This is a genomic window from Thermococcus alcaliphilus (genome assembly GCF_024054535.1).
GTDB lineage: Archaea > Methanobacteriota_B > Thermococci > Thermococcales > Thermococcaceae > Thermococcus_A > Thermococcus_A alcaliphilus.
Map to the genome: position 1 here is coordinate 64,895 of NZ_JAMXLV010000016.1, position 22,678 is coordinate 87,572.

At 41.7% G+C, this 22,678-nt stretch carries 30 protein-coding genes and 1 pseudogene; 17 read left to right on the forward strand and 14 right to left on the reverse strand.

Features of this window, described 5'->3' with window-relative positions:
• Nucleotides 1-43: 43 nt before the first annotated feature.
• Entirely contained in the window at nt 44-1,138 is a 1,095-nt protein-coding gene (locus NF859_RS02085; RefSeq protein WP_252742774.1) for a TRM11 family SAM-dependent methyltransferase, read from the reverse strand.
• Between the two features lie 95 nt (nt 1,139-1,233).
• Here NF859_RS02085 and NF859_RS02090 point away from each other — a divergent pair, with 95 nt between their 5' ends.
• The 6 genes from NF859_RS02090 to NF859_RS02115 all read left to right on the forward strand — a co-directional run bounded on the left by NF859_RS02090 (nt 1,234) and on the right by NF859_RS02115 (nt 4,682).
• Nucleotides 1,234-2,025 carry a class I SAM-dependent methyltransferase gene (locus tag NF859_RS02090; protein ID WP_252742775.1) on the forward strand — a complete coding sequence of 264 codons (792 nt, stop codon included), beginning with the start codon at nt 1,234-1,236 and terminating at the stop codon, nt 2,023-2,025.
• 2 nt (nt 2,026-2,027) lie between these two features.
• Nucleotides 2,028-2,429 (forward strand): secondary thiamine-phosphate synthase enzyme YjbQ, encoded by a 402-nt coding sequence (locus tag NF859_RS02095; protein ID WP_252742776.1) that lies wholly within the window; start codon nt 2,028-2,030, stop codon nt 2,427-2,429.
• 68 nt (nt 2,430-2,497) lie between these two features.
• Complete coding sequence (locus NF859_RS02100) at nt 2,498-3,124, forward strand: DUF257 family protein (RefSeq protein ID WP_252742777.1); 627 nt, start codon at nt 2,498-2,500, stop codon at nt 3,122-3,124.
• Between the two features lie 237 nt (nt 3,125-3,361).
• Entirely contained in the window at nt 3,362-3,808 is a 447-nt protein-coding gene (locus NF859_RS02105; protein ID WP_252742886.1) for an ArsR family transcriptional regulator, read from the forward strand.
• A gap of 17 nt (nt 3,809-3,825) precedes the next feature.
• Nucleotides 3,826-4,410 (forward strand): hypothetical protein, encoded by a 585-nt coding sequence (locus tag NF859_RS02110; RefSeq protein WP_004069504.1) that lies wholly within the window; start codon nt 3,826-3,828, stop codon nt 4,408-4,410.
• Nucleotides 4,410-4,682 (forward strand): hypothetical protein, encoded by a 273-nt coding sequence (locus NF859_RS02115; protein ID WP_252742778.1) that lies wholly within the window; start codon nt 4,410-4,412, stop codon nt 4,680-4,682. The genes NF859_RS02110 and NF859_RS02115 overlap by 1 nt, the downstream gene beginning before the upstream one ends.
• Here NF859_RS02115 and NF859_RS02120 read toward each other — a convergent pair.
• A complete protein-coding gene (locus NF859_RS02120) occupies nt 4,627-5,193 on the reverse strand; it encodes an Era-like GTP-binding protein (RefSeq protein ID WP_252742779.1) in 567 nt (188 codons plus the stop codon). The genes NF859_RS02115 and NF859_RS02120 overlap by 56 nt on opposite strands.
• A 45-nt stretch (nt 5,194-5,238) precedes the next feature.
• Between NF859_RS02120 and NF859_RS02125 the strand changes: the two genes are divergently transcribed.
• From NF859_RS02125 to NF859_RS02135, 3 genes are read left to right on the forward strand one after another with little or no spacing between them, the layout of a single operon-like run.
• A complete protein-coding gene (locus tag NF859_RS02125; protein ID WP_048874632.1) occupies nt 5,239-5,556 on the forward strand; it encodes a hypothetical protein in 318 nt (105 codons plus the stop codon).
• A gap of 2 nt (nt 5,557-5,558) precedes the next feature.
• Nucleotides 5,559-6,092, forward strand: a complete 534-nt coding sequence (locus tag NF859_RS02130; protein ID WP_252742780.1) for an HD domain-containing protein — start codon at nt 5,559-5,561, stop codon at nt 6,090-6,092.
• Nucleotides 6,093-6,096: 4 nt separating this feature from the next.
• The gene (locus NF859_RS02135; RefSeq protein ID WP_252742781.1) at nt 6,097-6,969 is read left to right on the forward strand and encodes an MBL fold metallo-hydrolase; all 873 of its coding nucleotides are present in this window, start codon (nt 6,097-6,099) and stop codon (nt 6,967-6,969) included.
• Here NF859_RS02135 and cas4 read toward each other — a convergent pair.
• Both cas4 and NF859_RS02145 read right to left on the reverse strand, forming a co-directional pair.
• Entirely contained in the window at nt 6,959-7,579 is a 621-nt protein-coding gene (gene cas4, locus NF859_RS02140) for a CRISPR-associated protein Cas4 (RefSeq protein ID WP_004069492.1), read from the reverse strand. The two genes, NF859_RS02135 and cas4, sit on opposite strands and share 11 nt — an antisense overlap.
• Nucleotides 7,580-7,713: 134 nt before the next feature.
• Nucleotides 7,714-8,058: a hypothetical protein gene (locus NF859_RS02145; RefSeq protein ID WP_252742782.1), complete on the reverse strand. Its 345-nt coding sequence runs from the start codon at nt 8,056-8,058 to the stop codon at nt 7,714-7,716.
• 151 nt (nt 8,059-8,209) lie between these two features.
• Here NF859_RS02145 and taw2 point away from each other — a divergent pair, with 151 nt between their 5' ends.
• Nucleotides 8,210-9,055, forward strand: a complete 846-nt coding sequence (taw2, locus tag NF859_RS02150; protein ID WP_252742783.1) for a tRNA(Phe) (4-demethylwyosine(37)-C(7)) aminocarboxypropyltransferase Taw2 — start codon at nt 8,210-8,212, stop codon at nt 9,053-9,055.
• Here taw2 and NF859_RS02155 read toward each other — a convergent pair.
• Nucleotides 9,045-9,206, reverse strand: coding sequence for a hypothetical protein (locus tag NF859_RS02155; RefSeq protein ID WP_252742784.1), 162 nt, complete (start codon nt 9,204-9,206; stop codon nt 9,045-9,047). The genes taw2 and NF859_RS02155 overlap by 11 nt on opposite strands.
• A gap of 67 nt (nt 9,207-9,273) precedes the next feature.
• Here NF859_RS02155 and NF859_RS02160 point away from each other — a divergent pair.
• Together NF859_RS02160 and NF859_RS02165 are read left to right on the forward strand one after the other, a co-directional pair.
• Nucleotides 9,274-10,170: pseudogene (locus NF859_RS02160) on the forward strand (radical SAM protein); the annotation flags it as partial.
• A 238-nt stretch (nt 10,171-10,408) separates the two neighbouring features.
• Nucleotides 10,409-11,230 carry a 7-cyano-7-deazaguanine synthase gene (locus NF859_RS02165; protein WP_252742785.1) on the forward strand — a complete coding sequence of 274 codons (822 nt, stop codon included), beginning with the start codon at nt 10,409-10,411 and terminating at the stop codon, nt 11,228-11,230.
• A 5-nt stretch (nt 11,231-11,235) separates the two neighbouring features.
• Here NF859_RS02165 and NF859_RS02170 read toward each other — a convergent pair whose 3' ends face one another.
• The 5 genes from NF859_RS02170 to NF859_RS02190 all read right to left on the reverse strand — a co-directional run bounded on the left by NF859_RS02170 (nt 11,236) and on the right by NF859_RS02190 (nt 16,497).
• On the reverse strand, nt 11,236-12,171 hold the full coding sequence (locus NF859_RS02170; RefSeq protein WP_252742786.1) for a hypothetical protein: 936 nt from the start codon (nt 12,169-12,171) through the stop codon (nt 11,236-11,238).
• A 397-nt stretch (nt 12,172-12,568) separates the two neighbouring features.
• Nucleotides 12,569-13,714, reverse strand: coding sequence for a hypothetical protein (locus NF859_RS02175; protein ID WP_252742787.1), 1,146 nt, complete (start codon nt 13,712-13,714; stop codon nt 12,569-12,571).
• 10 nt (nt 13,715-13,724) lie between these two features.
• Nucleotides 13,725-13,985, reverse strand: a complete 261-nt coding sequence (locus tag NF859_RS02180; RefSeq protein ID WP_252742788.1) for a hypothetical protein — start codon at nt 13,983-13,985, stop codon at nt 13,725-13,727.
• A 26-nt stretch (nt 13,986-14,011) separates the two neighbouring features.
• Nucleotides 14,012-15,097, reverse strand: a complete 1,086-nt coding sequence (locus NF859_RS02185; RefSeq protein WP_252742789.1) for a hypothetical protein — start codon at nt 15,095-15,097, stop codon at nt 14,012-14,014.
• Between the two features lie 11 nt (nt 15,098-15,108).
• Nucleotides 15,109-16,497, reverse strand: coding sequence for a hypothetical protein (locus NF859_RS02190; protein ID WP_252742790.1), 1,389 nt, complete (start codon nt 16,495-16,497; stop codon nt 15,109-15,111).
• 191 nt (nt 16,498-16,688) lie between these two features.
• On the opposite strand from NF859_RS02190, the gene NF859_RS02195 reads away from it, so the two are divergent.
• Nucleotides 16,689-17,681: an AI-2E family transporter gene (locus NF859_RS02195; RefSeq protein WP_252742791.1), complete on the forward strand. Its 993-nt coding sequence runs from the start codon at nt 16,689-16,691 to the stop codon at nt 17,679-17,681.
• On the opposite strand, the gene NF859_RS02200 is transcribed toward NF859_RS02195, so the two are convergent.
• From NF859_RS02200 to NF859_RS02210, 3 genes are read right to left on the reverse strand one after another with little or no spacing between them, the layout of a single operon-like run.
• A complete protein-coding gene (locus NF859_RS02200) occupies nt 17,662-18,207 on the reverse strand; it encodes a nicotinamidase (RefSeq protein ID WP_252742792.1) in 546 nt (181 codons plus the stop codon). The genes NF859_RS02195 and NF859_RS02200 overlap by 20 nt on opposite strands.
• A gap of 3 nt (nt 18,208-18,210) precedes the next feature.
• A complete protein-coding gene (locus NF859_RS02205; protein WP_004066121.1) occupies nt 18,211-18,609 on the reverse strand; it encodes a DUF2240 family protein in 399 nt (132 codons plus the stop codon).
• A 51-nt stretch (nt 18,610-18,660) separates the two neighbouring features.
• Nucleotides 18,661-19,305 (reverse strand): hypothetical protein, encoded by a 645-nt coding sequence (locus tag NF859_RS02210; protein WP_252742793.1) that lies wholly within the window; start codon nt 19,303-19,305, stop codon nt 18,661-18,663.
• A gap of 92 nt (nt 19,306-19,397) precedes the next feature.
• Here NF859_RS02210 and NF859_RS02215 point away from each other — a divergent pair, with 92 nt between their 5' ends.
• The 4 genes from NF859_RS02215 (at nt 19,398) to NF859_RS02230 (ending at nt 22,447) form a co-directional block, all read left to right on the forward strand.
• Nucleotides 19,398-19,784 carry a PaaI family thioesterase gene (locus NF859_RS02215; RefSeq protein ID WP_252742887.1) on the forward strand — a complete coding sequence of 129 codons (387 nt, stop codon included), beginning with the start codon at nt 19,398-19,400 and terminating at the stop codon, nt 19,782-19,784.
• Between the two features lie 51 nt (nt 19,785-19,835).
• Nucleotides 19,836-20,141: a PadR family transcriptional regulator gene (locus tag NF859_RS02220; RefSeq protein ID WP_252742888.1), complete on the forward strand. Its 306-nt coding sequence runs from the start codon at nt 19,836-19,838 to the stop codon at nt 20,139-20,141.
• Nucleotides 20,138-21,313 carry an MFS transporter gene (locus tag NF859_RS02225; protein ID WP_252742794.1) on the forward strand — a complete coding sequence of 392 codons (1,176 nt, stop codon included), beginning with the start codon at nt 20,138-20,140 and terminating at the stop codon, nt 21,311-21,313. The genes NF859_RS02220 and NF859_RS02225 overlap by 4 nt, the downstream gene beginning before the upstream one ends.
• 138 nt (nt 21,314-21,451) lie before the next feature.
• The gene (locus tag NF859_RS02230; protein ID WP_252742889.1) at nt 21,452-22,447 is read left to right on the forward strand and encodes an asparaginase; all 996 of its coding nucleotides are present in this window, start codon (nt 21,452-21,454) and stop codon (nt 22,445-22,447) included.
• Here the strand turns inward: NF859_RS02230 and NF859_RS02235 are convergent.
• Nucleotides 22,444-22,662 carry a hypothetical protein gene (locus tag NF859_RS02235; protein WP_252742890.1) on the reverse strand — a complete coding sequence of 73 codons (219 nt, stop codon included), beginning with the start codon at nt 22,660-22,662 and terminating at the stop codon, nt 22,444-22,446. The genes NF859_RS02230 and NF859_RS02235 overlap by 4 nt on opposite strands.
• Nucleotides 22,663-22,678 lie beyond the last annotated feature (16 nt).

The following is a 22,678-nucleotide window of genomic DNA, read 5'->3' on the forward strand; positions in this document are numbered from 1 at the left end:
ACCAACATTAGCCCTCCATTTCATTTTATGCAATATAAAATCTTCACCCCTTAAATCTCAGAACATGGATGTCTCTAACAACCCTGTGCCTCTCTTCAAAGTCTGTGTATCTCCCTAAAACTTCAAAGCCGAGCTTTCCAAGCCACTTTCTATCCTTGCGATAGATCCTCCCATCGCCGAGCTTGTATGCTGGAAAAACAAACACGACCTTTCCGTTTCTCTTCAAAACGTCTCTAAAGCTATCAAAAACCTGATAATAAAATCTATCAAGCTCGTTGGCAAGCTTTATTGCCTCACCTTTTGTGGGATGATGCTTTAAGGGCTTACCCATATAGGGCTCAGTAACAATAGCGTCAAACCTAATTCTAAAGCACCTTTTGAGCTTTCTCGCATCACATACTTCAAGATGGGCTGTTCTTTTTACTTTAAATTCCTTCTTCAACCACTTCAGGTTTTCTTTGGCTCCATGAATAGCTTTTGGATTGGAATCACTCCCGTAAGCATTTAACCCTTGAAGCAAAAACTCCTGCACTATAGTCCCTATCCCGCAGAAGGGATCAAGGAAATTGCCCCGCTTTACCTCTGTGAGGTTAACCATTATTCTCGCTAAACGCGGGGGAATTGAGAAGATTGCCCTCTGTACGGGTCTTTCAACATCAAGCTTTTTAAGTTCAAATGGGTCAGTTATGGCCACTGTTTCTCCCACGTAGAGCTTCTCTCCAAACAGAAAGACAAAATCCTTAACCTCGGGAAAGCCCTTCAAGATGAGCTCAGAGGGCATTGCATAGACCTTTGCGGGTTTGAAAAACTTGCTTGTGCCCTGAGATTTGAGGTGCTTCTTTATTTCGCTCCCAAGTTTTCTCCAGAGCTTCCAGTCTTCTTTTCCATAGATGCTCACAGTGAACAGCTTCGCATACTCTAAGTCTTTTATCACCTCTTCCCCTTCTCCAATAATTTTCACGAGTTTTAGCGAACCGCCAAGCTTGTGAAAAAGCCTTTCTACGCTTCTATCACTTTCAAAAACTATCCAATCTTTTGAGCTCTCAACTACACTAACTTTTAGCCCAAATCTCCTCACAAAAGCCCAGAATTCAGCTTCACTAAGCTTTGGGTTCTTTCCATAGATGAGCGCATACATGATGGGAAGTTCATTGGGGGATTTAAAAAGCTTTGGAGCCGAGAAAACAAAACTCTTAAATTATCCCGCTAATTATTGTCTTCCGGTGGATTCTTATGAGCCTTGAAGAACTTTATCGCTACCTCCACTGGCGAATGGATCCAGAAGATGAAAGGGCGGTATTAAGGTTTTGGCGAATCGTGGAGGTGTTTGAAAAGCTCAAAAACAAAGGACTGCTGCCCGATAAGCCAAGGGTTCTAGATATTTGTGCGGGAACAGGCATAGCTGGAGTTGCCATGGCAAAGGCAGCAGATGCAAAAGCCCTTACCGTTCTTGATGCGAGAGAGGAAGACCTAAAGAAAGTTGGGAAGTGGATTGAAATAGCGGATTTAGACTTAAAGCCAGACATAATTGTCGGAGACGCAAGGAATGTGGCAGAACTTGCCGATGAGCATGACATAGCCCTTCTCTGGGGCTTGACAATGCCTCATTTTGACGCCTTTGACACCGTAAAGCTCTTTGCCGGCGTTGCTTCAATCCTGAGCGATGATGGAATGTTTCTCCTTGAAGAATCTGACAGAGTTTATGGGATATTCTACCGAGTGGGATACAAGGATATGCTCGTTGAGACCAGAACAGATGAATACACCCTCATCTCGGTTCACGAAGGTTATGACCCAATTAGAGGAGTTTTTAAGAGAACTTACTATAAGCTCCCAGGGTTTGAGAAAGTCACAGAGCAGGAACACAGGCTTTGGGACTTGGCTTCTCAGCTCTCACTTGGGAGTGTATTCTTTAGGGAGTACGAAGCTATAACTCCAGCTGAACATGGAGTAAGTGGAGTTTCTACAGTTTTATATTTCAGGAAGCCGAGAAAAAGAATAGCAAGGGAAATTCTGGAGGGGTAGAGGTGATCTTCGAGATTGAGATTTCAACAAAAGAGGAGTTTGAACTTATTGACATCACTCCCTTGGTAAACGAGAAGATAAGGGAGAGCGGGATAAAAGAAGGGATAGCCGTAATTTTTACTCGGCATACTACAACAGCCCTCTTCATAAACGAGAACGAAAGCGGCCTGCTTGAGGACGTTAGGGAATTTCTCCAAAGCCTTGTGCCTAAGGGAAAAGGCTACAGACACGACAGGATAGACAGCAACGCCCACTCCCATCTGAGGAGCATCCTTCTAAGCCCAAGCTTAGCAGTTCCTATAAAAGATGGGAAGCTCTTGCTTGGGACGTGGCAGAGTGTGATCTTTGCCGAGCTAGATGGACCAAGAAGAAGGAGAGTTTTTGTAAAGCTCTGCAAGTGTTAAAATTTTCAATACTGTGCCGCAAAAAACCTTAAATCCACCTAAGATCTAAAAAGGCCGAGGGGATTGCAATGCTCGAAATCCTGAATAAGTTAAAACCTGGAGAGATTGTGCTGGTGGAGTATTCATCAAAAGATGATCCTTCGCTGTTTTTTATTGAGACAATGAAATGGGCTGAGCTTCGAAATTATCAAGTGCTGATTACTGATCTACTTAATCGCATAGAGTTATGTCTGAAAAGAGTGAGTATGAAAAACTTTCAATGTGAAGCTCTCAAGAAAGCAAACTTTATCGAAATTGGTTATCATGAACTGCCAGAGGTAAATATGATCGGATTTTTAAGAGCGGACAGAGAACTGCCCGCGTTGTTTAAAGCGTATAGAGAACTCTTTGAGGAAGTTGTAAGCAAGCAATTTACCGTAATATTAGTAACAGGGATAGAAAGATGGATTCTTATGAGAAACGAAGGGATTCCGTTTGTTAACGCTCTCTCAACGTTTTTAGGAGACACCCGCAGGATAGCTTTCTATTTCGTAAACAGAGATGTCCTAAGCGGAAATAATAGAGAAGTTCTCTCACTGCTGGAAGACCTCGCAACAACGATCATAGAATTCAAAAAAGACAATAAGAGAAAGCTCGTGATTACTAAAGCATTGAACACGGACTTAGAGGACTATGAGATGGAGCTGTATCCTTGAAAACTGCAGCTTTTCAACTCTTTTCCGTTTGGACAGAGAAGCTAGAAATCCAGAGGAAAGAGATAAAATATACGGATTAATGAACTTTCAGAGAAGTATCATCTAATTGCTATTTACTCTAGAATTAGGCAAAAAGTTTTATCACCTTAACTCCAAAGTAAAACATAAGCCCTCCTGATCATTTCTAATCAGAAACCCTATATTATTTGATCAACAATATATGGTAGTGGGATGAAGATGCCAGAAGACCAAGATATCGAGAAGCTCTCAGAGGAAGTCAAAACCTTAAGAAAAGCCCTAAACGAATTGATGGCAAGCTTTGAATTAGTCTCAAGGCTGGCAGAAAATTATCTCCGTCTCATCAACATCTACGCGCAATATGGAGGATTAGGAATAGACGTAGTCGTGCCAGAGATAAGGCATGACCCCATAGCAAGGGAAATCGTGCGAATTCTCTTTGATTTGAGAAGCGCGAACATAAGCCAGATCACTCAGGAGCTAAAAAGAAGAAGGGGCAAAGCTTCGCGAAACACCGTTAGGGAAAAGATACATCACCTAATTGAGCTTAACGTTGTTGAAGAAGTTGATGGTGAGAAGGGAAAAGCCTATGCACTCAGAAAAGAGGTGCTCAATAAGTGGTTTGATTTGATCGGAATCCCAATTAAGTTTGACCAAACAGAATAATTATTGAGGTGATTGAAATGGAATTTGATGAGAAATTTGGTGAAGAAATAAGGAAAAAAATTGAAGAAGCCATGGAAAGTGAAACAGGGGCAAAGAAATTCATAGAAGAGACGATCAGAGAGCTCACGAAAGAACTCAAGGAAGCTAAGAGCAAAGAAGACATGGAGCTCATCGAGAAGAAGATCGAAATGCTTGAGGAGATGCTCAAAACCTACCAGAAGGGCAAAGGAGATGAGGAGGACATTAAGGAACTTCAACAGGTGCTTGGAACCGTTTCAGAACACTTACCAAAAATAATGGACTCCATTTTTGGACCAATAAAGGAGCTCCTAAACGATGTCTATGACCCAGAAAAGGCAGAGAAGTTCGGCAAAAATGTTGCAAACTTTTACAAAGAGCTTGTAGGAGCTGGGATGGATCCGGATAAGGCATTTGAACTTACAAAAGAGTACATGGAAAGCATGAATATCATAAAGACCCTTGTTGCAGCGTTTATGAAAGAGAGAATGGGTAAGCTTGAAGGCCTCAAAGACCTCGGGAACATCGGAAAGAAAAAGAAGATAGAGATAGAGGAAGAGGAGGAGTTTGAGGAGGAGCTCTGATGTTTTCGCTCTTTTTTTCCTTCCTTCGACTGCTCATGATAATTCCAAAAACACTGTGGCAGCTGGCGGGGATGAAAAGGGCCGTTAAGAGGGCAAAAAGAAAGTTTAAGAAAACATTGATCAAGAACGGCTTCCCCAGAGAGCTTGCAGAAGAACTTGCAAATGAATACGCTATTTTGGATGAAATGCTGAGCATTAGGGGAATTTTAAAGTTAATCAAGACCTCCTGGCGTACTGAGCGTAATACGCCAGCTTTTCTAAAAGCTCGTTAAACCCTTCATAGGTAACCAGTGATAGCAGTATTGGCTCTTGCTCAAGTCTCTTCTTGATGATTTCTCTAAGCTCCTCGGCCTTTTCTCTCGACACAAGGTCTATCTTATTGACAACAACTATTATCGGCTTATCGTATCTGAACTTTAGCAGATGATGTAGCTTTTCCATTCCCCTGTGAAGGCCATATTGGGCATCTATCATATGAATAACTATGTCCGCTGAGACGATTTCGTTCAGGAGCTCTTTGAACTTCTCCTCGCTCAGAACTTTCCCTCTAAGTTCATGCTGTGGGTCATACAGTCCAGCTGTATCAATTAAAACCAGCTCGTCAGCACCTCCAAAAGGGTTCTTCATTGTTTTTGGAATCTTAACCATCCCAAAAGCCCTTCTTATGACTCCTTTTGTGGTGCCGGGGATAGGCTGCGTTTCAGAGATTTTTCTCCCAAGGAGGGCATTCATAAGTGTGGATTTGCCTACATTTTCAGCACCGATAATCGCAACCTTTATCATCTCTCTCACCCAAAATATTTTCACGATAGTTAAGTTATAAGGGTGATGGGAGTGAAGAGAACTAAGTTTGGTCACAACTATTATTACATCCTTACGATTGACGAGCTCAAAAATGGCAATTTTAGGGGAAAAAACGTCGTTATAGAAGGGATTGTAGAGGACAAGCCAAAGATTGAGTTCCTCCCCATGGAACTGCCGAGTTATAGAGCAACTTTCCATATTTCTGGCTTAAAAATAGAGTTCTCCGGCACTCCCAACGTAGGTAAGGGAGAGACCGTTAAAGTTTATGGAAGGTTCGTGGGAGATGGGATAATAGCTAAAGCCATTGAAACAGAAAGAGTCCTCTACGTGACGGAGGAATAAGAATGTTAAACCTTTTTGCAGAGGCTGGGAGGTTAAAAAAGCTCCCCAGAATGGGATGGTTGCTTAGAGGAGTTCAAAGCCCAGAAAGCGTCGCGGAACATACATTTAGGGTGGCTTTTATAACCCTATTCTTGGGAGACGAACTGAGAAAAAGAGGAATGGAAATAAACGTCGAGAAAGCGCTGAAGATAGCTATCCTCCACGATCTTGCTGAGGCAAGGATCACTGATTTGCCCCTTGAGGCGCAGAAGTATGTGGATAAGAAGAAAGCCGAGAGAAAGGCCATGGTGGACATTCTCGGCGCTGAGAGGGTAGAATATTTCAAGCTTTTTCAAGAGTATGAAGAAGAAAAAAGTCCAGAGGGAAGGCTTGTCAAGTTTGCCGACAAGCTTGAAATGGTTCTCCAAGCATGGGAATACGAAAAAGCAGGGTCAAAAGGCTTGGAAGAGTTTTGGGAAGCCTTGGATTATTTGAAGAAAAGTGAATTTTACCCATATTTTAAAGAGCTCGTTGATAAGCTGGAAAGGCTGAGGTGATTTTATGGCACTTGAGAAACTTGGAGAAAACCTCTATCTTTACCCTGGGAGTCCTTCTACAATGATAAAAGTTGAGGAAAACGTGGTTATCATTGATCCGGGAAATGGGAGCAAAAGACATAAAGAACTCAGACGAGAGCTGAGGAAAATAAACCTTGAGATTGACTACATGCTCTCCACTCACGGACATGCCGATCACATAGCAATCGCACCGAAGCTTGGGAAGCCCTTATTCATTCACAGGTATGAGTTCTCCATAGCTGAAAGCCCCCTCAACAGGGAGCTCTTGACCTTTGGCTCGAAGGCACCAAAAGGGTTTTTGGTCTACCAGTTTCCACAAGAAGTCAGAGTTCATGGAGTTTTTGACTGGAACGATGTGCTCTTTGGGCTGAAAGCGGTAGAGCTCTCGGGACACTCGCCAGGAATGACGGGTTTCCTAGATGAGGAAAACGGCGTTTTGTACGCGGGAGATAGCTTTTTTGGTGAGAGGGTTATTCAGTCTGTAGGCTTGCCTTATTTAGTTGAGCCAGAGCTTTTCAAGGAGTCTATAAGGAAATTAATAGGTTACGCAGAGGAGGGCATTCTACTAATTCCTTCCCACGGAAGGGCTGTAAAAGGAGAAGAGGCCCTAAAACTGCTTGAACTTAACCTTCAAAGAGTAGAAGAAGGAGAGAAAAAGATTCTTGAGCTATTAAGAGAGCCAAAGAGTGTAAGTGAACTTAGCTATGCACTTGCAAAGGACTTTGGAGCAAAAATAACACCCCAGATACTCGCTTTGAATCAAGTCCCAATAAGGGCAATAATCGCGGATCTCTACAATCGAGACCTCATAGAGGCAGTCATAGAAAACGACCTCAAGTGGAAAGCTAAGGAGTAAATCCATTTCCAAAACAAATGTAATAGTAGGGACAGAACTTACATGTGTAGTCCTTCCACCCCTCTGGGGGAACGCCCTTTTCATAATGTTTTTTTATCAGGTAAAACTGCTTTACGGTCTCTTTGAAAAGCTTTTCGTCATAGGGCACCTCAAAAGCTTTAAAGTTCTTTCCCCTGACTATTGGGAATCTGGAAAAGTCCACGTCCTTCAAAACTCTCTTTGGCTCCTCATGCAGCTTAACATAGTACAAATAGCCGTATTCACTCTCTGCCCACCTTAGATAAACGTTCAGCTGGGCCAGGTGGTAGTCATAGGGAAGCCTCGGAAGAGACGTTTTTCCCTTTATCTCTATTGGAAACCGCCTGAATGCATCTATCCTCCCATGGATCTCAAGCCCTAGACGGGGGGATTTTAACACTATATGCTTCTCAAGCTCAAAGCCGAACCTTTTCTTAAGTATCTCCCCAAGAACATTATGGGTGTTAACCCCTTGCTCAAGCCTCACCCTTACAAATTCGGGCCACTTTTCCTTATACCCCTTAAGACGAAAGTAAACCCTTCGGGGGCACGTCATGGCTTCACTTGCATAAAACTCAAGTAGCTCACTCATCCCCACTCCTCCAAAAGGTGTTTAAAGCGTCAGCTAATACCGACGTCATCATTGACTCAGACTGGGCAAGGCCCATCATCCGCTAACTAAGAATACTTCTGAAGGTTTAAAATATTTGAGGTAAAAAGAAAAGATTAACTCCTGCTTTTTAGAAGAGAACCCTTCTTTATCGAGTAGCTGAGACCATAAGCGGGCCACAGCCCTGGGGGCATTGAATAGTGGTGGAGATTCCTGAGTATTTTCTCAGCGTGCTCCTTTTTATCGGCAACTATCCTGAGCTTATCCCTTGTAAGCTCTACGGTTCCGTTTGGCAGCTTGAGAATTATCTTATCCCCGATTACATCTGGCTTGGCCCTCATTAGAAGAGCCTTCAAGTCCCTGTAGGCATCTTCCGTTATTTTCTGCTCAATGACGCCTTCCTTCTTTTTGGATTTTAATATTTTACTCAACCAAAAACTACTCGAGGATTCATCATCCATTGTCAAACTCTACCTCCGGTGAGGTTCTCAGATAATATTGGGGAACACTCCTTTTTAAGCTTTTTCTATCGTTCTTTGCCGAAATGACCAATCGAAGAAAGAAACATACCAGACCAAAAGGTTTTAAGGGAGTTCTTGGAGGTTACCCTGTATGAAGAGAAGAAAGACCCAGCTCATAAAGCCTCGTATAAGGGAGATACTGAGCAAAACCCTTCCTCCCGAATTAGTGAACCTTCTTCCAAAACATTGGGTTCAGCTGGGAGATGTTTTAATCCTTCCCCTTCGAGAAGAGCTCTTGCCTTACAAGTATGAGATCGCAAAGGTCTATGCGGAAGTTTTGGGTGTCAAAACAGTCTTGAGGAAGGGAAAGATTGGCGGAGAATTCAGGGAGACTAACTATGAGATAATCTACGGAAACGATCCGGTAACGATCCACAAAGAGAACGGCATCCTCTACAAGTTTGATGCCTCTAAAGTCATGTTCTCCCCTGCAAATGTAAAGGAAAGGGTTAGAATGGCGAGCATTGCAAAGCCGGATGAACTTGTTGTAGATATGTTCGCAGGAATAGGTCACCTAAGCCTACCCATAGCAAAGCACTGCGGTGCTAGGGTAATAGCAATAGAAAAGAGCCCCTATACCTTTAAGTTCTTGGTCGAGAACATCGAGCTCAACAAAGTTCAGGACAGAATGACAGCCTACAACATAGATAACAGAGAATTCAAAGGGGAGAACATAGCCGATAGGATTTTGATGGGCTACGTTGTCAAAACGCATGAATTCATTCCGAAAGCTTTGGAGATAGCAAAGGATGAAGCGGTGATTCATTATCACAACACCGTTCCAGAGAGGCTTATGCCTAGGGAGCCCTTCGAGACCTTTCAAAAAATAGCCAAGGAACACGGCTATGAAAGCGAGCTCTTGGAGAGCAGGATAATCAAACGCTACGCTCCGGGAGTGTGGCACGTTGTTTTAGACATAAGGGTCTTCAAGAAGTAGAGCTTTCATAGGTAGCCCAAATGGTATAACAGCCTTTTTCATCCTCCTCAATTGTTAGGACTTTCAACGAACTCCCATACTCCTTAACGAGCTCTTCTACTACCTTTGGGATCTCCTCAAGGAAGGCCTTCCTTTTTAAGGTTATCCTCATTTCCTCACCACAACCTCAAAAGCGTCAAGTTTTTTAATGCTTTCCCACATCATCTCTCGGTGAGAAAATGAAATACAGCTGGGAAGAATTTGCGAGAAAAATGGGCATAGAGCCAGAGATTTTGGAAAACAAAGAGGCGAGACTCTTAAAGAAGTTTGTTGATGATTTAGTCGTTCCAACTCACTGTCAAGGGTGTCAAGGCTTAGATTTGAGCATAGAAAATCCAGTTCACCATCCCTCTTACGAGCTCACTCCCGCTTGCAACCACGACTGCATATTCTGCTACTCCAATGTAGCGGTAAAGCTTGGGAAAGCCCCAAAGCCGGGCTACTACGGATGGGAGAACCCTTATGCAATTACCGTCTCACAGTACGGAGAGCCCCTCATGAGTCCAAGAATAGTCGAAGTAAACAAGCTTTTGAGAAAGAAGTTCCCCGATGCGAGGCTCGACCTTCAAACGAACGGCTCCCTCTTAACGGAAGAGCTATGGGAGAAGCTTGACTTTGATTTGGTGATGATTAGTTTAGACGCTGCAAGTAGAGAAAAGCACAAAATGATAACCAATGCCGATACCTTTGAGAATGTTGTAAACGCCCTCAAAATCGTTGGAGCAGATAAATCTGTCCGCTCCGTCGTGAGAACAATCTTCATGCCCGGGATAAACGATGAAGACATTCCAAAAATAGCGGAGCTTGCGGCTTCCCTTGGAGTTGACGAGATGATGCTTCAGCCCTTAACAATACACAAGCTCAACGAGGAGCGGTTAAGAAAAGCGGGCTTAGACTTTGAGAGGGCTGAGAGCATAAGGGAATATCTCAAGGCAGCAATGGAAGCTAAAAAATACATAGACGTTAGGATAAGCGGCTGTCAGCTTGCAATTTACAGAACCATGGACGCACTAACGCTCTTCAGCGCAAGGCGTATAGGAAGAGACGTAGCTCCGATAGTAAAGAGAAAGAAGGTTGAGCTCGAAGAGACCTGCGATGGTGCGTTTAGATTCAGTCTTGGGAGGGAAGTAGACCTAAAAGAGCTTACCTCAAAGTTAGAACGCTTAAACACTCCCTATGAGTTCAAAAAGGACTACGTTAGGTTCTTAGATAAGGGAGCAGAAATAATTGTCTTCAAGAGCGGGAAAGTATTGGTGAAGGACTCCACAGAAGAGAAAGCAAAGGAGCTTTACACCAAATACTTCGGTGGGTAAAATGCTCAAATGCTCACTCTGCATACACGATGAGAGAACTGCAAAGATCAAAATCGTTGATGGAAAACCCCTCTGCAAGGAATGTATAAACTACCTAGCCCATAAGCCAGACAAAGAAAAAATACGGGCTGAACTTGAGGAGCTGATGAGAAAAGTGGACAAAGCCATAGTGGCTTTCTCAGGTGGTAAAGACAGCACGGTTGCCCTTTATCTTGCAAGGGAAAGATACGGTGTTGATGTTGAAGCTGTAATGATAGACCACGGCTTTATAGCGAGAGAAGCTGTAGAGAACGCAAAAAGAATAGCCAAACACCTCGAAGTGCCCTTGACGATTCTTCACCATGATTACTCTGACATCTTTAGGGAGGCTCTCCTTAAAGGCAAATCCCCATGCAAAAAGTGCTCCTCAAGGACGATGGAAAAGCTTAGAAAATACGCCCTAAGGAAGGGAATCAAATACATAATAACAGGACATGAGCTTCCTTTTGGTCATCATCCCTACAGACTGATGAGCGATGGAATAGTTCAAATCCGGTTGCTGAGCCTTATGAGTGAGGAAGAGCGCTTTGAAATTCTCAACAAGCTTCCTTTCAAGTTCCCTGAGCTTGCCGGCTACACAACCAACTGCCTAATCTTGGGCCCTGCACTCAGGAGATACTATGAGAAGCACGGCTACAGCTTTGAGACGAGGAGGATAGCGGCACTGGTGAGATATGGGTTAATTGACAAGGAGAAAGCCCTAAAAAAGGTTAGCAAACCGGAAATTCCTGAGGAACTTGAGAAAGAGATCTATAAAAAATTAGGAATCATCCAGAGCAAATGATCATTTTAAGGAGCAATTATTTTATATGCTCTAATACTTCCATCTCTGAATTTTACGTAGGTCGTTCTGCCTTCAATTTTCACGTTTTCTGGAGTCTTATCAAGACTTTTGCATGCTATCTTAATCAAATATTCGCTTGTAAAGACGCAAAGTCCATTTTTCTTCTTTCCCTCTTCATTTGTAAGGAAGTAGGCAACAACAACGTATTTATCATTCGCATCAACCCAAAAGCCCGCGCCAAGGGCACTACCACTAATGCTCGCAACACGGGCTTTTCTAACACTGCCTTCTTTGATAAGATACAAGTTCCCGTTGGTTCTAACCCATAAGAATTTAGTTTCAACATATGTTGCCACAAAATAAAGTCTATCCTCAATAATTTTGACGTTAGATATTCTGAACCCTTTTGGAATATTAGGACAGAATTTAGTGGTAAAATTCCCGGCAGTTAAGTTCATCACATAGATACAGGATTTAACTCCTTGCTCATAACTTCCATGCTTAATGAAGAAAAGAGTCTCATTTTCGTAGTATTGGGGCAGAGTCATGCACCTAAATTTTCTCTCCCACACCTTAGTAAGGTTGTGGCTCAAAAACACCATTGAAGTGTTTCCAGCAGCATCCCCTGGATAATATGCATATAGCAAAATTCCATCTGGAAGACAGAGATAGGAACCCTTAACGCCTTTGAGCGTGTAATTGGCCAATACAGTATTGTTTTTAAGAATGTAGAACGTGACATTATTCTCTCCCGACTTTGATTCAAAAAACCAAGATTTAATCTTAATTGTGAAAAGACAGTGGCTTGAAAGAGATGCACTTTCAGTGAAGCCAACGCTGGTAGGTTCATTTATCTCGATAATCACACCCTTAGGAAGAAAGTAAAAAGCCAAGATTAGGATTACTGACCTCCTCCCCGCCGTGAACGGCGAGGGTTCCAACGAGTTAACCCCTCACTAATGGCGGAGAGGTTTACGGGCAACTCATTCCCTACTCGGCGTTACCACTTTTCGGTTCAGCCCAAGGGGACGGTCTCGCCCCCGTTACCCCTACCGCAAAGCGGTTCGGGGTTATAGTTCCAGATGTCAGACCTTTGGTTTTTGACTGCCGTATCAGGCAGTTTTTGAAGGACGCTTAACAACGTCCAAACCACTCCAAGACGGAGTGGTAACGTAAACCCTTCATCTCATCGGGTTGTTAATTTTGGCCTCTCCGAGGCCTTATTAAAAAGCCAAGATATTTAAGGGTTTCTATTTGAGAGGCCGAATTTCCGAATACTGCATCCCCACCCTAAAGAGCGAAGCTTTCGGAAAGAAAAAGGTAAAACTCCAAATTTTCTCATTGGTTCACACCTCTTCTCCATGCACAAACCCCATCAATCCCCTCTCCAATAACCCATTTATCCCAGACTAAGATCTTAGATACCGGTTCTTTTGTTCTCCAGCATTTAAAGTTCCCGAAATCGTAAACACAGATGCCTTTAGCTTTTCGGAATAAGCTAGATGTCTTTATGTCCAGGTAGGCGAAGGCTATCAAATCATCTTTTGCTACCTTGACCCCTTTTATTAAAGATGGAGTTTTCAGCCTTTTGTAAACTGGCGAAGCTACAATTTTCTTGAGTTTTCCTTTAGAATCAATAATATAGATTCTACCAGTATATCCGACGACATACAAATCGCCATTATGAGCTTTCATTCCAGCAATGCCCCAATCATAAAACTTTCCTTCATAGTTCCTAAGGTTAATGTGCCACTTGAGAGAACCATTGAGAGAGAACGCATAGATGTCTCCACCAGTTATGAGCGTTCCTCCAGGTTCTGTGCCGCCAGTTGAGAAAAACAGCGTATTATTGGAATACTCAAAGTCGCTGATTGCATACCTTGTGGTTACGTTCCACATAAACCCTCCGTTTTTGTTGAGAACTACTGCAGAACCATTAGTAAAGGCATCATTAGTTTTAAAAGTTAAAACATACCCTCCCGGAAACGTATAAATCAACGGATATGAATTGGGAGGAACTTTAAAAGGATACACTAAACAGTTTTCGGTACAAACATAATATTCAATAATCTCAAAATTGTACTTCCCTCCAACAGAATGAAGAGTAGAATAGAGCGAAATATTTCCCAAATTGACAGCAAAAGCCAATTCAGTTAAATCAACACCTTCAGGTATGCCAAGCTTAGTAATTGTGAAATCATCCAGATTAATGCTCAAAACTTCGGAGGCATTTATTATTGAAAGCGTGTTTTCCAGAAGAAATACCCTCTTTGTGCTTGGAAATTCTTTGAGAACTTTTCCATTTTTTATGTTAAGGACTAATAGGGTATCATCCTTAAGGATTGTAACTTTTCCACTCCAAACACCGACCAGAGAAGCATCTTTGTACTTCCATTCACAACTTCGATACTCATGTGAAATGGAGATGGCTAAGGTTAAAAGCAAAAGAAAAAGAAGGGCTAAAAGCATTCTTGAAGTTTTCATATCCAGTCACCTATGGCCATATTGTTCTGTTCGGTTTATCCTCATGTACGAAGTTTTGTGCTCCGCTTGGATCACATGCAAAGCACCCACCGCAGTGTCTGTTAGTTCCGCTATTCCTGTTTTCTAAAAACTCAGACGACTGGATAGGAATGTAATCAAATGCAGTATTAGAAAAGAGCATTCTCATTTTCTTGCTCTGCTTTTGAAATTCCCGGTTAACTAAGGCTAAAAATACTACCCCAACCATGAACAATACCACCCGTTTCCACATTGTATACCCTTACATGCAAGGAATATTTAAGACGTATCAACTCTATTACCAAGCTCTATTGATTCCACAATTCCTTTTTGCTGGATTAATATATGCTTTCCATATGCAATTTTTTCAATTTCACTAACTGGGATACACATTAGCTTATCGTTCCTAAAGTTGTAATGACACAGACGTGTTATACTTTTGTATGTTCTCATGTCAACATAGCTATAGTAGATTGCAAAACCATCACCACTTTTAGCACATTGGAAGTTTCCTCCAGCAGTACTTCCATTAAAAAACATCCTACTACCAGCATAATACCCATCACTGCTAAATACGTCAATGCTTTTCTCGCTTACTCCATAAATTTTGCCATCATATGCTTGAATGCACTTTTCTGAAGGCGTTTTATTGCGCTTCCACAACAATTTACCACCTAAAGAGAAGGCGTAGATATAACTCTCACTGCCTGTGCCAGATGATATTATAATATTTTCACTTGACAAAGTGGTATCTAGAACAGAATGTTCAACACTCACATTAGATACTCCTCTTGTATTCACAATAATGAGCTGGCTTGGATACATAGAATCAAGAGTCCTAAAAGTTAAAACTAGAGCCCTGTCAAATGCATAAATTGCGGGCACTGCATCATAAGCCATGAGACTGTAAGTTTCACAGTGTTTTTTACATATTTTGTAAATTATCTTAACCTTACGAGAACTTTCTTCCTTTTGAAAGATATAAATTGTAAAGTTATCAAATTTAATCCCATAAGAAGCATTAAAAGGAATTGAAAAATGAACTGCTATGTTAGTATTCAAATCAATATTAGTTGCAGAAGAATTCTGATGAGTTATCACAAGTAAACTGTTTGATAAAAGTGCTTCTCTTACTCCTTTAATTTTCTTTAGAATTCTCCCTGTTGAAATATCAAGAATTAGAATATTACTTTCATTTTTTACTACTGCATAGTCCCCCCATGCTCCAATCAGTAGTCCTCGAATTTGCCATTGAAGTAAGTTCTTGGATGGAGACTGAGGTCTACCATTTGATATCAAATAAATAAGTGATACAAAAAGAAAAAGAACAAGAATGAGACCAATTAGACTTCTCAATTTTTTCATGATCAACACCCTTAACTTTGTGGAATTGGTTCCCATCCAACTCTATCCACCCATGCAAAGTTCTGAGAAGCTGAATCATCAGGGGCAAAGCAACCATAACAATGGCCATTTGCCCAGTTACATTCTGGATTGTCGGGACCATAGCAACAATTATCATACAAGTTGTACCAATCTACTCTGAGAAGGGTTGTATAGACATATGGAATGTAAGTGGGATTATTTGGATCTGGTAGATGGGGATTATAACTGGTTAAAAAGCATCCACCTTCGTCGCAATCAAATTGCCAAATCAATACTGCCTTTTGATAGGAGCCTGTATATGGGTTATATGCCTGGCCACTGTAAAAATACTTTATTTGAATTCTCTCAGTTGATGAATCATAACTGCGGGCGATATCAAAGAATTCATGAAGTTTATTTTCAGGCTTAAAGTAGTCGGAGTATCGGCAGTACTCCCCAATGTACTTTAGGGTATTATCCGGATTTACAGTGTACATTCCTACCCATAATGCCACTGGTTGAAGGCCTATAAATGTAACACTAATTCCACTGTCGTGTGCTGGAAGTGTCTCTGTTAAATAATTGTCTCCACACTTATAGGGGGAATATGGGGATATCGGACAATTTCCATATCTTTCAGATATTCCTCCGTAATTTATGTAAAGTGGCTCTATTCCCATTGTTTTCATGATTGTTTGTTTTCTTCCGATTGTTTTAAGCCTTTTTAATGTTTCTAGTTTTGTTTTTTCTTCTAAATAGCTATAGATTTTATCCCATAGTTTGTCCTCTGTCTTAATGATATCTAAGGCATCTTGAATATCCACAATGCCCTCTTTAACCATGTTTTTAAGTTGCATATTCATAACTGAATATTCATAAAATGTATTTTCCTCAGCTTGTCTATAATATGCAATAAACCAGTCCAAGTCAACGTCTTTCCTAACAGGATGAACCTTCTCAATGTATTGCTTGACCAACTCATCCTCCCTAGGAAGCCTGTAATAAAGAACCTCAACACCATAAGGAGTTCTACGAGTATACTTTTTAACTAACTCCAAGCTTAACCTCTGACGCTCAAAAGCCATTTTCATATTCTGAAAAGGACGTAATTCATTTCTCATTTCAATAATCTTCTCAAGTGTTTCAACGCTTTTAGTTTTATTAAGTTCAGCATAAAGCTTATGCAACTCTGCCTCTTTTTGATTAATCAACCTCGTCAAATTCTCAATTTTTGCATTTGCTTCACTCAAAGCCTTGTCAATGTCAAAATCCTGACAAGAACTGCAAGCACTGCAGGTCTCAGAACTAACTTGCAAACTCTTAACTTCCTGAGCAAAAACAAAACCAAAACTATTAAAAACCAACAACCCAACAATGCCCAAAACTACCCACCTTAGCATTCGCCCCCCCCAAGCGTAAGGAAATCCTCACCAATAATAAGCACTCAAAATATATAAAATTTACCATTAGAAAAAAACAAAAGACAAAAATAAAAACAACAAACAACAAAACAAAGTAAAAAGTCCAAACAACTCAACTTAAAACAGAAAGCTAAATATAACTATATGCCCAAGTTGAGTAGTGGGAGACCATGAAAGCAGAGGAAATCTTATGGGGAGTTGTGGCGTTAATAATCCTTTATCTAGCATGGAGAACGATAGCCCCTCTTTTGTCTGCAATATTCTTTGCTGCCATTTTGGCCTATGCGGTCTTACCAATCCACAAACGCCTAGCAAAAAGAGTTGATAGCAAAAAATCCGCATTAATCCTTACTGCTCTTTTAATAGGGCTTTCAGCGGTTATCACAGCGGAGCTTGTGCTTATAATAAAGAACTTGGTAGTCTCGTTTTACGAAGATATAATGACCTTCATTTCTTGGAGCCTAACCCTTGAGCTGCCCTTTGGCACCCACGATGTGCTTCAAAGGCTCTACTCTCAGCTGACACCGAAGTTAGCCGAATACGTGCAGAGTTATGCGTTCTCAATACCAAAGTATCTCCTCCAGCTGGTGGTTTTCTTAGCTATGTTCTACGCCTTTCTTGTAAACTCCGAAGAAATAAAAAGGCAGGTACACGCTTTAATCCCTGGAGGGCATGAACATTTAGGGGAAAAACTCTTAAAGAGGGCAGATGTAACTCTGCAAGCTCTCATAAGAGCGTGGCTTCTCCTCAACATTGCCAAGGGAATCATAATGACTCTTGGCTTCTGGGGGTTCGGCATTACGGACTTTCCAACCGCCCTGCTAGCCGGGCTTTTAACGATACTCTTCAGTTTTATTCCCCTCTTCGAGGGATGGATGATATGGCTCGTTGCGGCTATATACCTATTAAAGCAAGGGGACGTGCTAAAAGCCGTCGCAATTTCCATTTACGGAGCGACACTTGTGTCTCCGCTTCCAGATTTCACAATAAGACCTAAGCTAGTTGCAAAAGAGGCTAAGCTCGATGAGATAATGGTTCTAGTTGGTATGATAGGTGGAGTATGGGCATTCGGAGTTAAAGGTCTGATAATCGGCCCAATAGTCCTTAACCTAGTCTCTGCGTTGTTAAAAGAGTGGAAAAGAATCAAAGCTCAGCAGAGCTGATTATCTTTGCCCCCTTTTCTTCTAACTCTTTGAGGGCTTTTTCTTCGTCCTCAGGCTTTATTCCCTTAACGGCATCCTTAATAAGATAAACTTCAAAGCCATGCTTTAGAGCATCCAAAGCGGTTGCCTTAACGCAGTACTCTGTAGCAACTCCACAGATGTAGACCTTTTTGACACCCTTTTCTTTTAGAATCTCGGCAAGTTCTGTCCCTTCGAAGCCGGAATATGCTTCTTTGTCGGGTTTGTCTGCCTTTGAAATGATTATTGCATCTTTGGGGAGACTAACCACTATCTCAGCACCTTCAGTGTTTTGAACGCAATGCCTCGGCCACGGACCTCCTTGCTCCTTAAAGCTTATGTGGTTTGGCGGATGCCAGTCCCTTGTTGCAACAATAAGGGCTCCCCTCTGTTCGAACTTCTTAATAAGCTCCTCAATAGTTGGAATTATCTTGTCTCCCTCTGGAACCGGAAGGGCTCCGCCGGGCATGAAATCTCTCTGCATGTCAACTATTATTAACGCCTCCATTCCTCACACCTCCAGCTTGTCCTTAAACTTCGACATATCAATCCCTTTGTCCAAACCATAGAGGTAGGCAACTATTTTCTTATCTAAATCCCCATATCTTTCAGAAAACTTTTCCAAGTCTTCGAGGACTTCTAGATGGCTCCAGCCTAATTTTTTGGCAATGTAGTCTATCATCTCGCCAAAAACATCCTCTCTCTTTTCCTCTTCTTTAAGAGCATCCTCCTTAATTATGAGCTTCTCCCCTCTTTGCTCAATAATGCCTCTCTTTATGGCTTCCTCAACCAAGGCTTTAGCCTCATTATAATCCATAAGGCGGAGTTTAAGCACGATGGTCCCTATTAACTCAGGCTTTGAGAATTCATTCGAGCCCTTATAGAGGATTGCATACTTCAAAGCCTCCACAAATTCCACCAAGAATAAATAGGAACTCAAAAAATAAAAACGTTTGCCAGATTAAGCCCCTACTCCCCCTCCACTCCAGAAGAACATCTCAAACGGAAAGTCAAAGATTTCCGAAAGCCTTCCCCCTGGAGATTGGGGATACACAAGATAAGCCGTTCTAATGGCTTTCACGGATTTTCCATCCACTTCATATATGTAAAGCTTTACAACAGGCAGGAAAGGATACCCTTGAGCTATTACCACTTGGTCAATCCTCTTAACTATAAAGCCCTCCCTCTTCGAGTCCAAAAGCTTGTATCCCTTTAAAAATCCCACAGATGGTGTCCCAAGTTTCTTAATCCCATCTACATCGAATTTGTAAAACTCGTCGTTCCTCATATCCTCAAAAACGCCACTGGCAGATAAGTGGGAAGAGGTCATTGTAAAAGAATAGAGGGACAGATAATAGTCAGTTGCTTTAAATGCAGAAACCGACCAAATTAAAAGGCCTATTAGGAGCCATGGAAGAAATCGCTTAAAAAACGGCCAGATACCACCCTTTATCCCTGCAAGCTTGAACTCCTTCTTTAACAGATAATTTCTGTTCAGATATGCTCCGTAAAGTATTATCGCAAGTCCACCAACATAATAAAATGCCATCGTAATGAGATAAGCACCATATTCCGGGCCGTGTTCAAGGTACACCACTTTTTCCACCTCGGATAATAAAAACCCTAAAAATTTAAAAAGTTTTTCAAGAATGTAAAGGTTTATATTTTGGTGAAGGCAAGTGTACTTTGGTGATGATAATGGAGCAAAGGACACACCTCTTAACTTCAAAAGAGTTCGTTGGAGAGCCCGTAAAAATCGAAAAGGATTATGCAGAGGTAAAGCTCAAGACGAGAGAGGAGATGAAGGTCGATGAATATGGCTTAGTTCATGGTGGCTTTACCTTCGGGTTAGCTGATTATGCCGCAATGCTCGCTGTTAATGAACCCACAGTGGTGCTTGGAAAAGCAGAAGTGAGGTTCACAAAGCCGGTAAAAGTTGGAGATGAACTCCTTGCCAAGGCAAAAGTGGAGGAAGATCAAGGAAAGAAAAAGATTGTATTTGTTGAGGTCTTTAATCAGAAGGGAGAAAAAGTCCTTGAGGGCAAATTCTACTGTTATGTATTGGAAAAGCACGTTCTTGAATAGCCTTCAAAAAATTTTTATAGTTGAACTCGAAATCCGATATCGGTGCTCGATATGATGCGCCGTATTATTCTTGGCTTTATGGGACTGCATATACTCCACCATGCAAGCAAAGAGCCCATAACCGGAGCTTTCATGATGAAAGAGCTCGAATCTCATGGTTATAAGGTGAGCCCAGGAACGCTTTATCCTTTGCTTCAAAAAATGGAAAAAATGGGGCTTCTCAAGAGCAGATGGGAAGTCCAGAATGGAAGAAGGGTAAAGCTCTATGAAATAACCCAAGAGGGGATTGAAGTATTGGAAGAAGGAAAGAAGAAAGTGAAAGAGCTCTGCAGGGAAATTTTGGGTGATGAAAAATGAAAGAAAGAAAAATCTTTGGAATAAGCTGGAATGTTTTTCTCCTCGGAATTGTCAGCTTTCTCAACGATATGAGCAGTGAGATGATAGCACCGATAGTGCCTACCTACCTGACCGATGTATTGGGGATTGGAAAAGCGGCAAGCGGTTCGATTATGGGGCTTATAGAGAGCCTAAGTTCCCTTTTTAAGGTTCTATTTGGTTATGTAAGCGACGCATTTAGGAAAAGAAAAATCTTCGTCGCCCTTGGATACCTTCTCTCAACGATTTCAAAGGGAGCTTTAGCTTTTACACGTTCATGGTGGGACTTTTTAACTCTTAGGGTTTTGGATAGAGTTGGAAAAGGCATAAGAACTGCCCCTAGAGATGCCCTAATAGCAGAATCGAGTGAAAAAGGAAAGAGCGGCAAATCCTTTGGTTTCCACAGGATGATGGATACGCTTGGAGCAGTTGCCGGCCCTTTAGTTGCTATAGGTTTATTAGCGCTCTTAAAAAGCTACCCAATAAAGACGGCGTACCGCTATGTATTTCTGCTCTCAGCAGTCCCAGGTATTGTGGGAGTTCTTCTTGTGCTGTTTTTAGTCAAAGATAAGGGAGAAGAGGTTAAAAAGAAGATAAAAGGAATATCAGCCCTAAAGAGCAGAAGCCTTAGAATGTTCTTAGTTATTGTTGCCTTAGCTGCCCTTGGGAGATACAGCTATGCTTTTACCCTATGGAAAGCCAAAGAACTGGGCTACAGTGTTCTCCAAGGACTGGGATTCTATGCTGTGTTTAATGCAATATACGCCCTATCAGCATACCCTATAGGCTATTACTCGGATAAGGTCAGCAAAAAAGCCGTTATAACAGTAGGGTTTGGAGTTGCAGCATTGGCATCACTTCTTTTTGCATATTCCAAGAGCTTGCCGATGCTTCTTCTCGCTTTTGTATCCTATGGGATTTACATAGCAATCGAAGATACAATTCCAAGGGCATATATGGCAGACCTGGCAGGAGAATTCGAAAAGGGAACAGTAATAGGGGCATATCACACGGTCTTTGGGATTTTTGTTTTCCCTGCATCTGTAATAGTTGGCTATCTATGGCAGGCGTACTCCCTAAAAGTGGGCTTCATTTATGCCGCCATCATTAATATTGTGGCAATGCTCCTAATGGCTTTCCTTGTCAAAGACTGAGATTTGTCAATTTTCTTTTATTTTTCAAATTTGTTGGAGATATGTTAATATTTAGATGGAAAGTGCACAATTTTTTGTCAGAAAGACTAAAAAGCTATGAGCGAGAAAAGAAAGCTAGAACACAGAGGGGCTGAGGATATGAAGAGGATTCTAATCATCGGAACTGGAGGAACTATAGCGAGCGCAAAAACCGATGCCGGATTTAAAAGCGTCCTCACAATAGATGAGATCCTTGAAAAAGCTGACATAAAGCTGAAAAACGGTTATGAAATAGACACGAGGAACATTTTAAATATCGACAGCACCCTTATTCAGCCCGAAGACTGGGAGAGAATAGCAAAAGAAGTATACAAAGCCTTAAACGATTACGATGGAATAGTCATAACACACGGGACTGACACCTTAGCTTATACTGCCTCCATGCTCACTTTTATGATTAGAGGCATTAACAAACCCGTGGTTTTAACCGGTTCAATGCGCCCAGTTACTGAAGAAGAAAGTGATGCCCCAAGAAATCTGAAAGCCGCTATAAGATTTGCAATGGAAGACGTTTCAGGAATTTTTGTGGCTTTTATGGATAAGATAATGCTCGGATGCAGAACTTCTAAAATAAGAGCCCTCGGCTTAAATGCCTTTATGAGCATAAACTATCCCGATGTTGCTTATGTAAAAGGAGAAGAAGTTATTTACAACCTTCCCCAAAAGAGATTCAAACCAAAAGGAGAACCCATGCTTGATACAAAATACGAGCCAAAGGTGGTCTTCATTAGACTCACCCCAGGATTAGATGGAGATGCAATAGATGCCCTTGTAAAAGCTGGATACAGAGGCATAGTGCTCGAAGGTTACGGGGCTGGGGGAATTCCCTATAGAAAGAGAGACATCCTAAGCAAGATAAGGGAAATTACCCCCAAAATCCCAGTAGTCATGACCACACAAGCCCTTTACGATGGGGTTGATCTGACTAAATATGAAGTTGGGAGAAAAGCCCTTGAGGCAGGGATTATTCCAGCAAAGGACATGACAAAGGAAACAACAATAACAAAGCTCATGTGGGCTCTGGGACATACAAAAAACGTTGAAGAAGTGAAAGAGATAATGCACACAAACTACGCCGATGAAATAGAGGGTTAAGCTTTTTCGAGCTTTTTGACCATCTCTTCAGTTATGGTAAGGGGCTTCTCAACTTCATAGATGTCATTAAGCTCCCAAATGACTTCCCCTTTGTTTATGGCTTTAACATAGCGCTCCGCAAGTTCTTTTGCTTTTTCAAAAGAATCAGCCTCAACGATTCTCCTTACATACCATTTCATTTCCCCATACCTAAGTTTGAACTCCGCCATGTACATGGTTACCACCAAATAA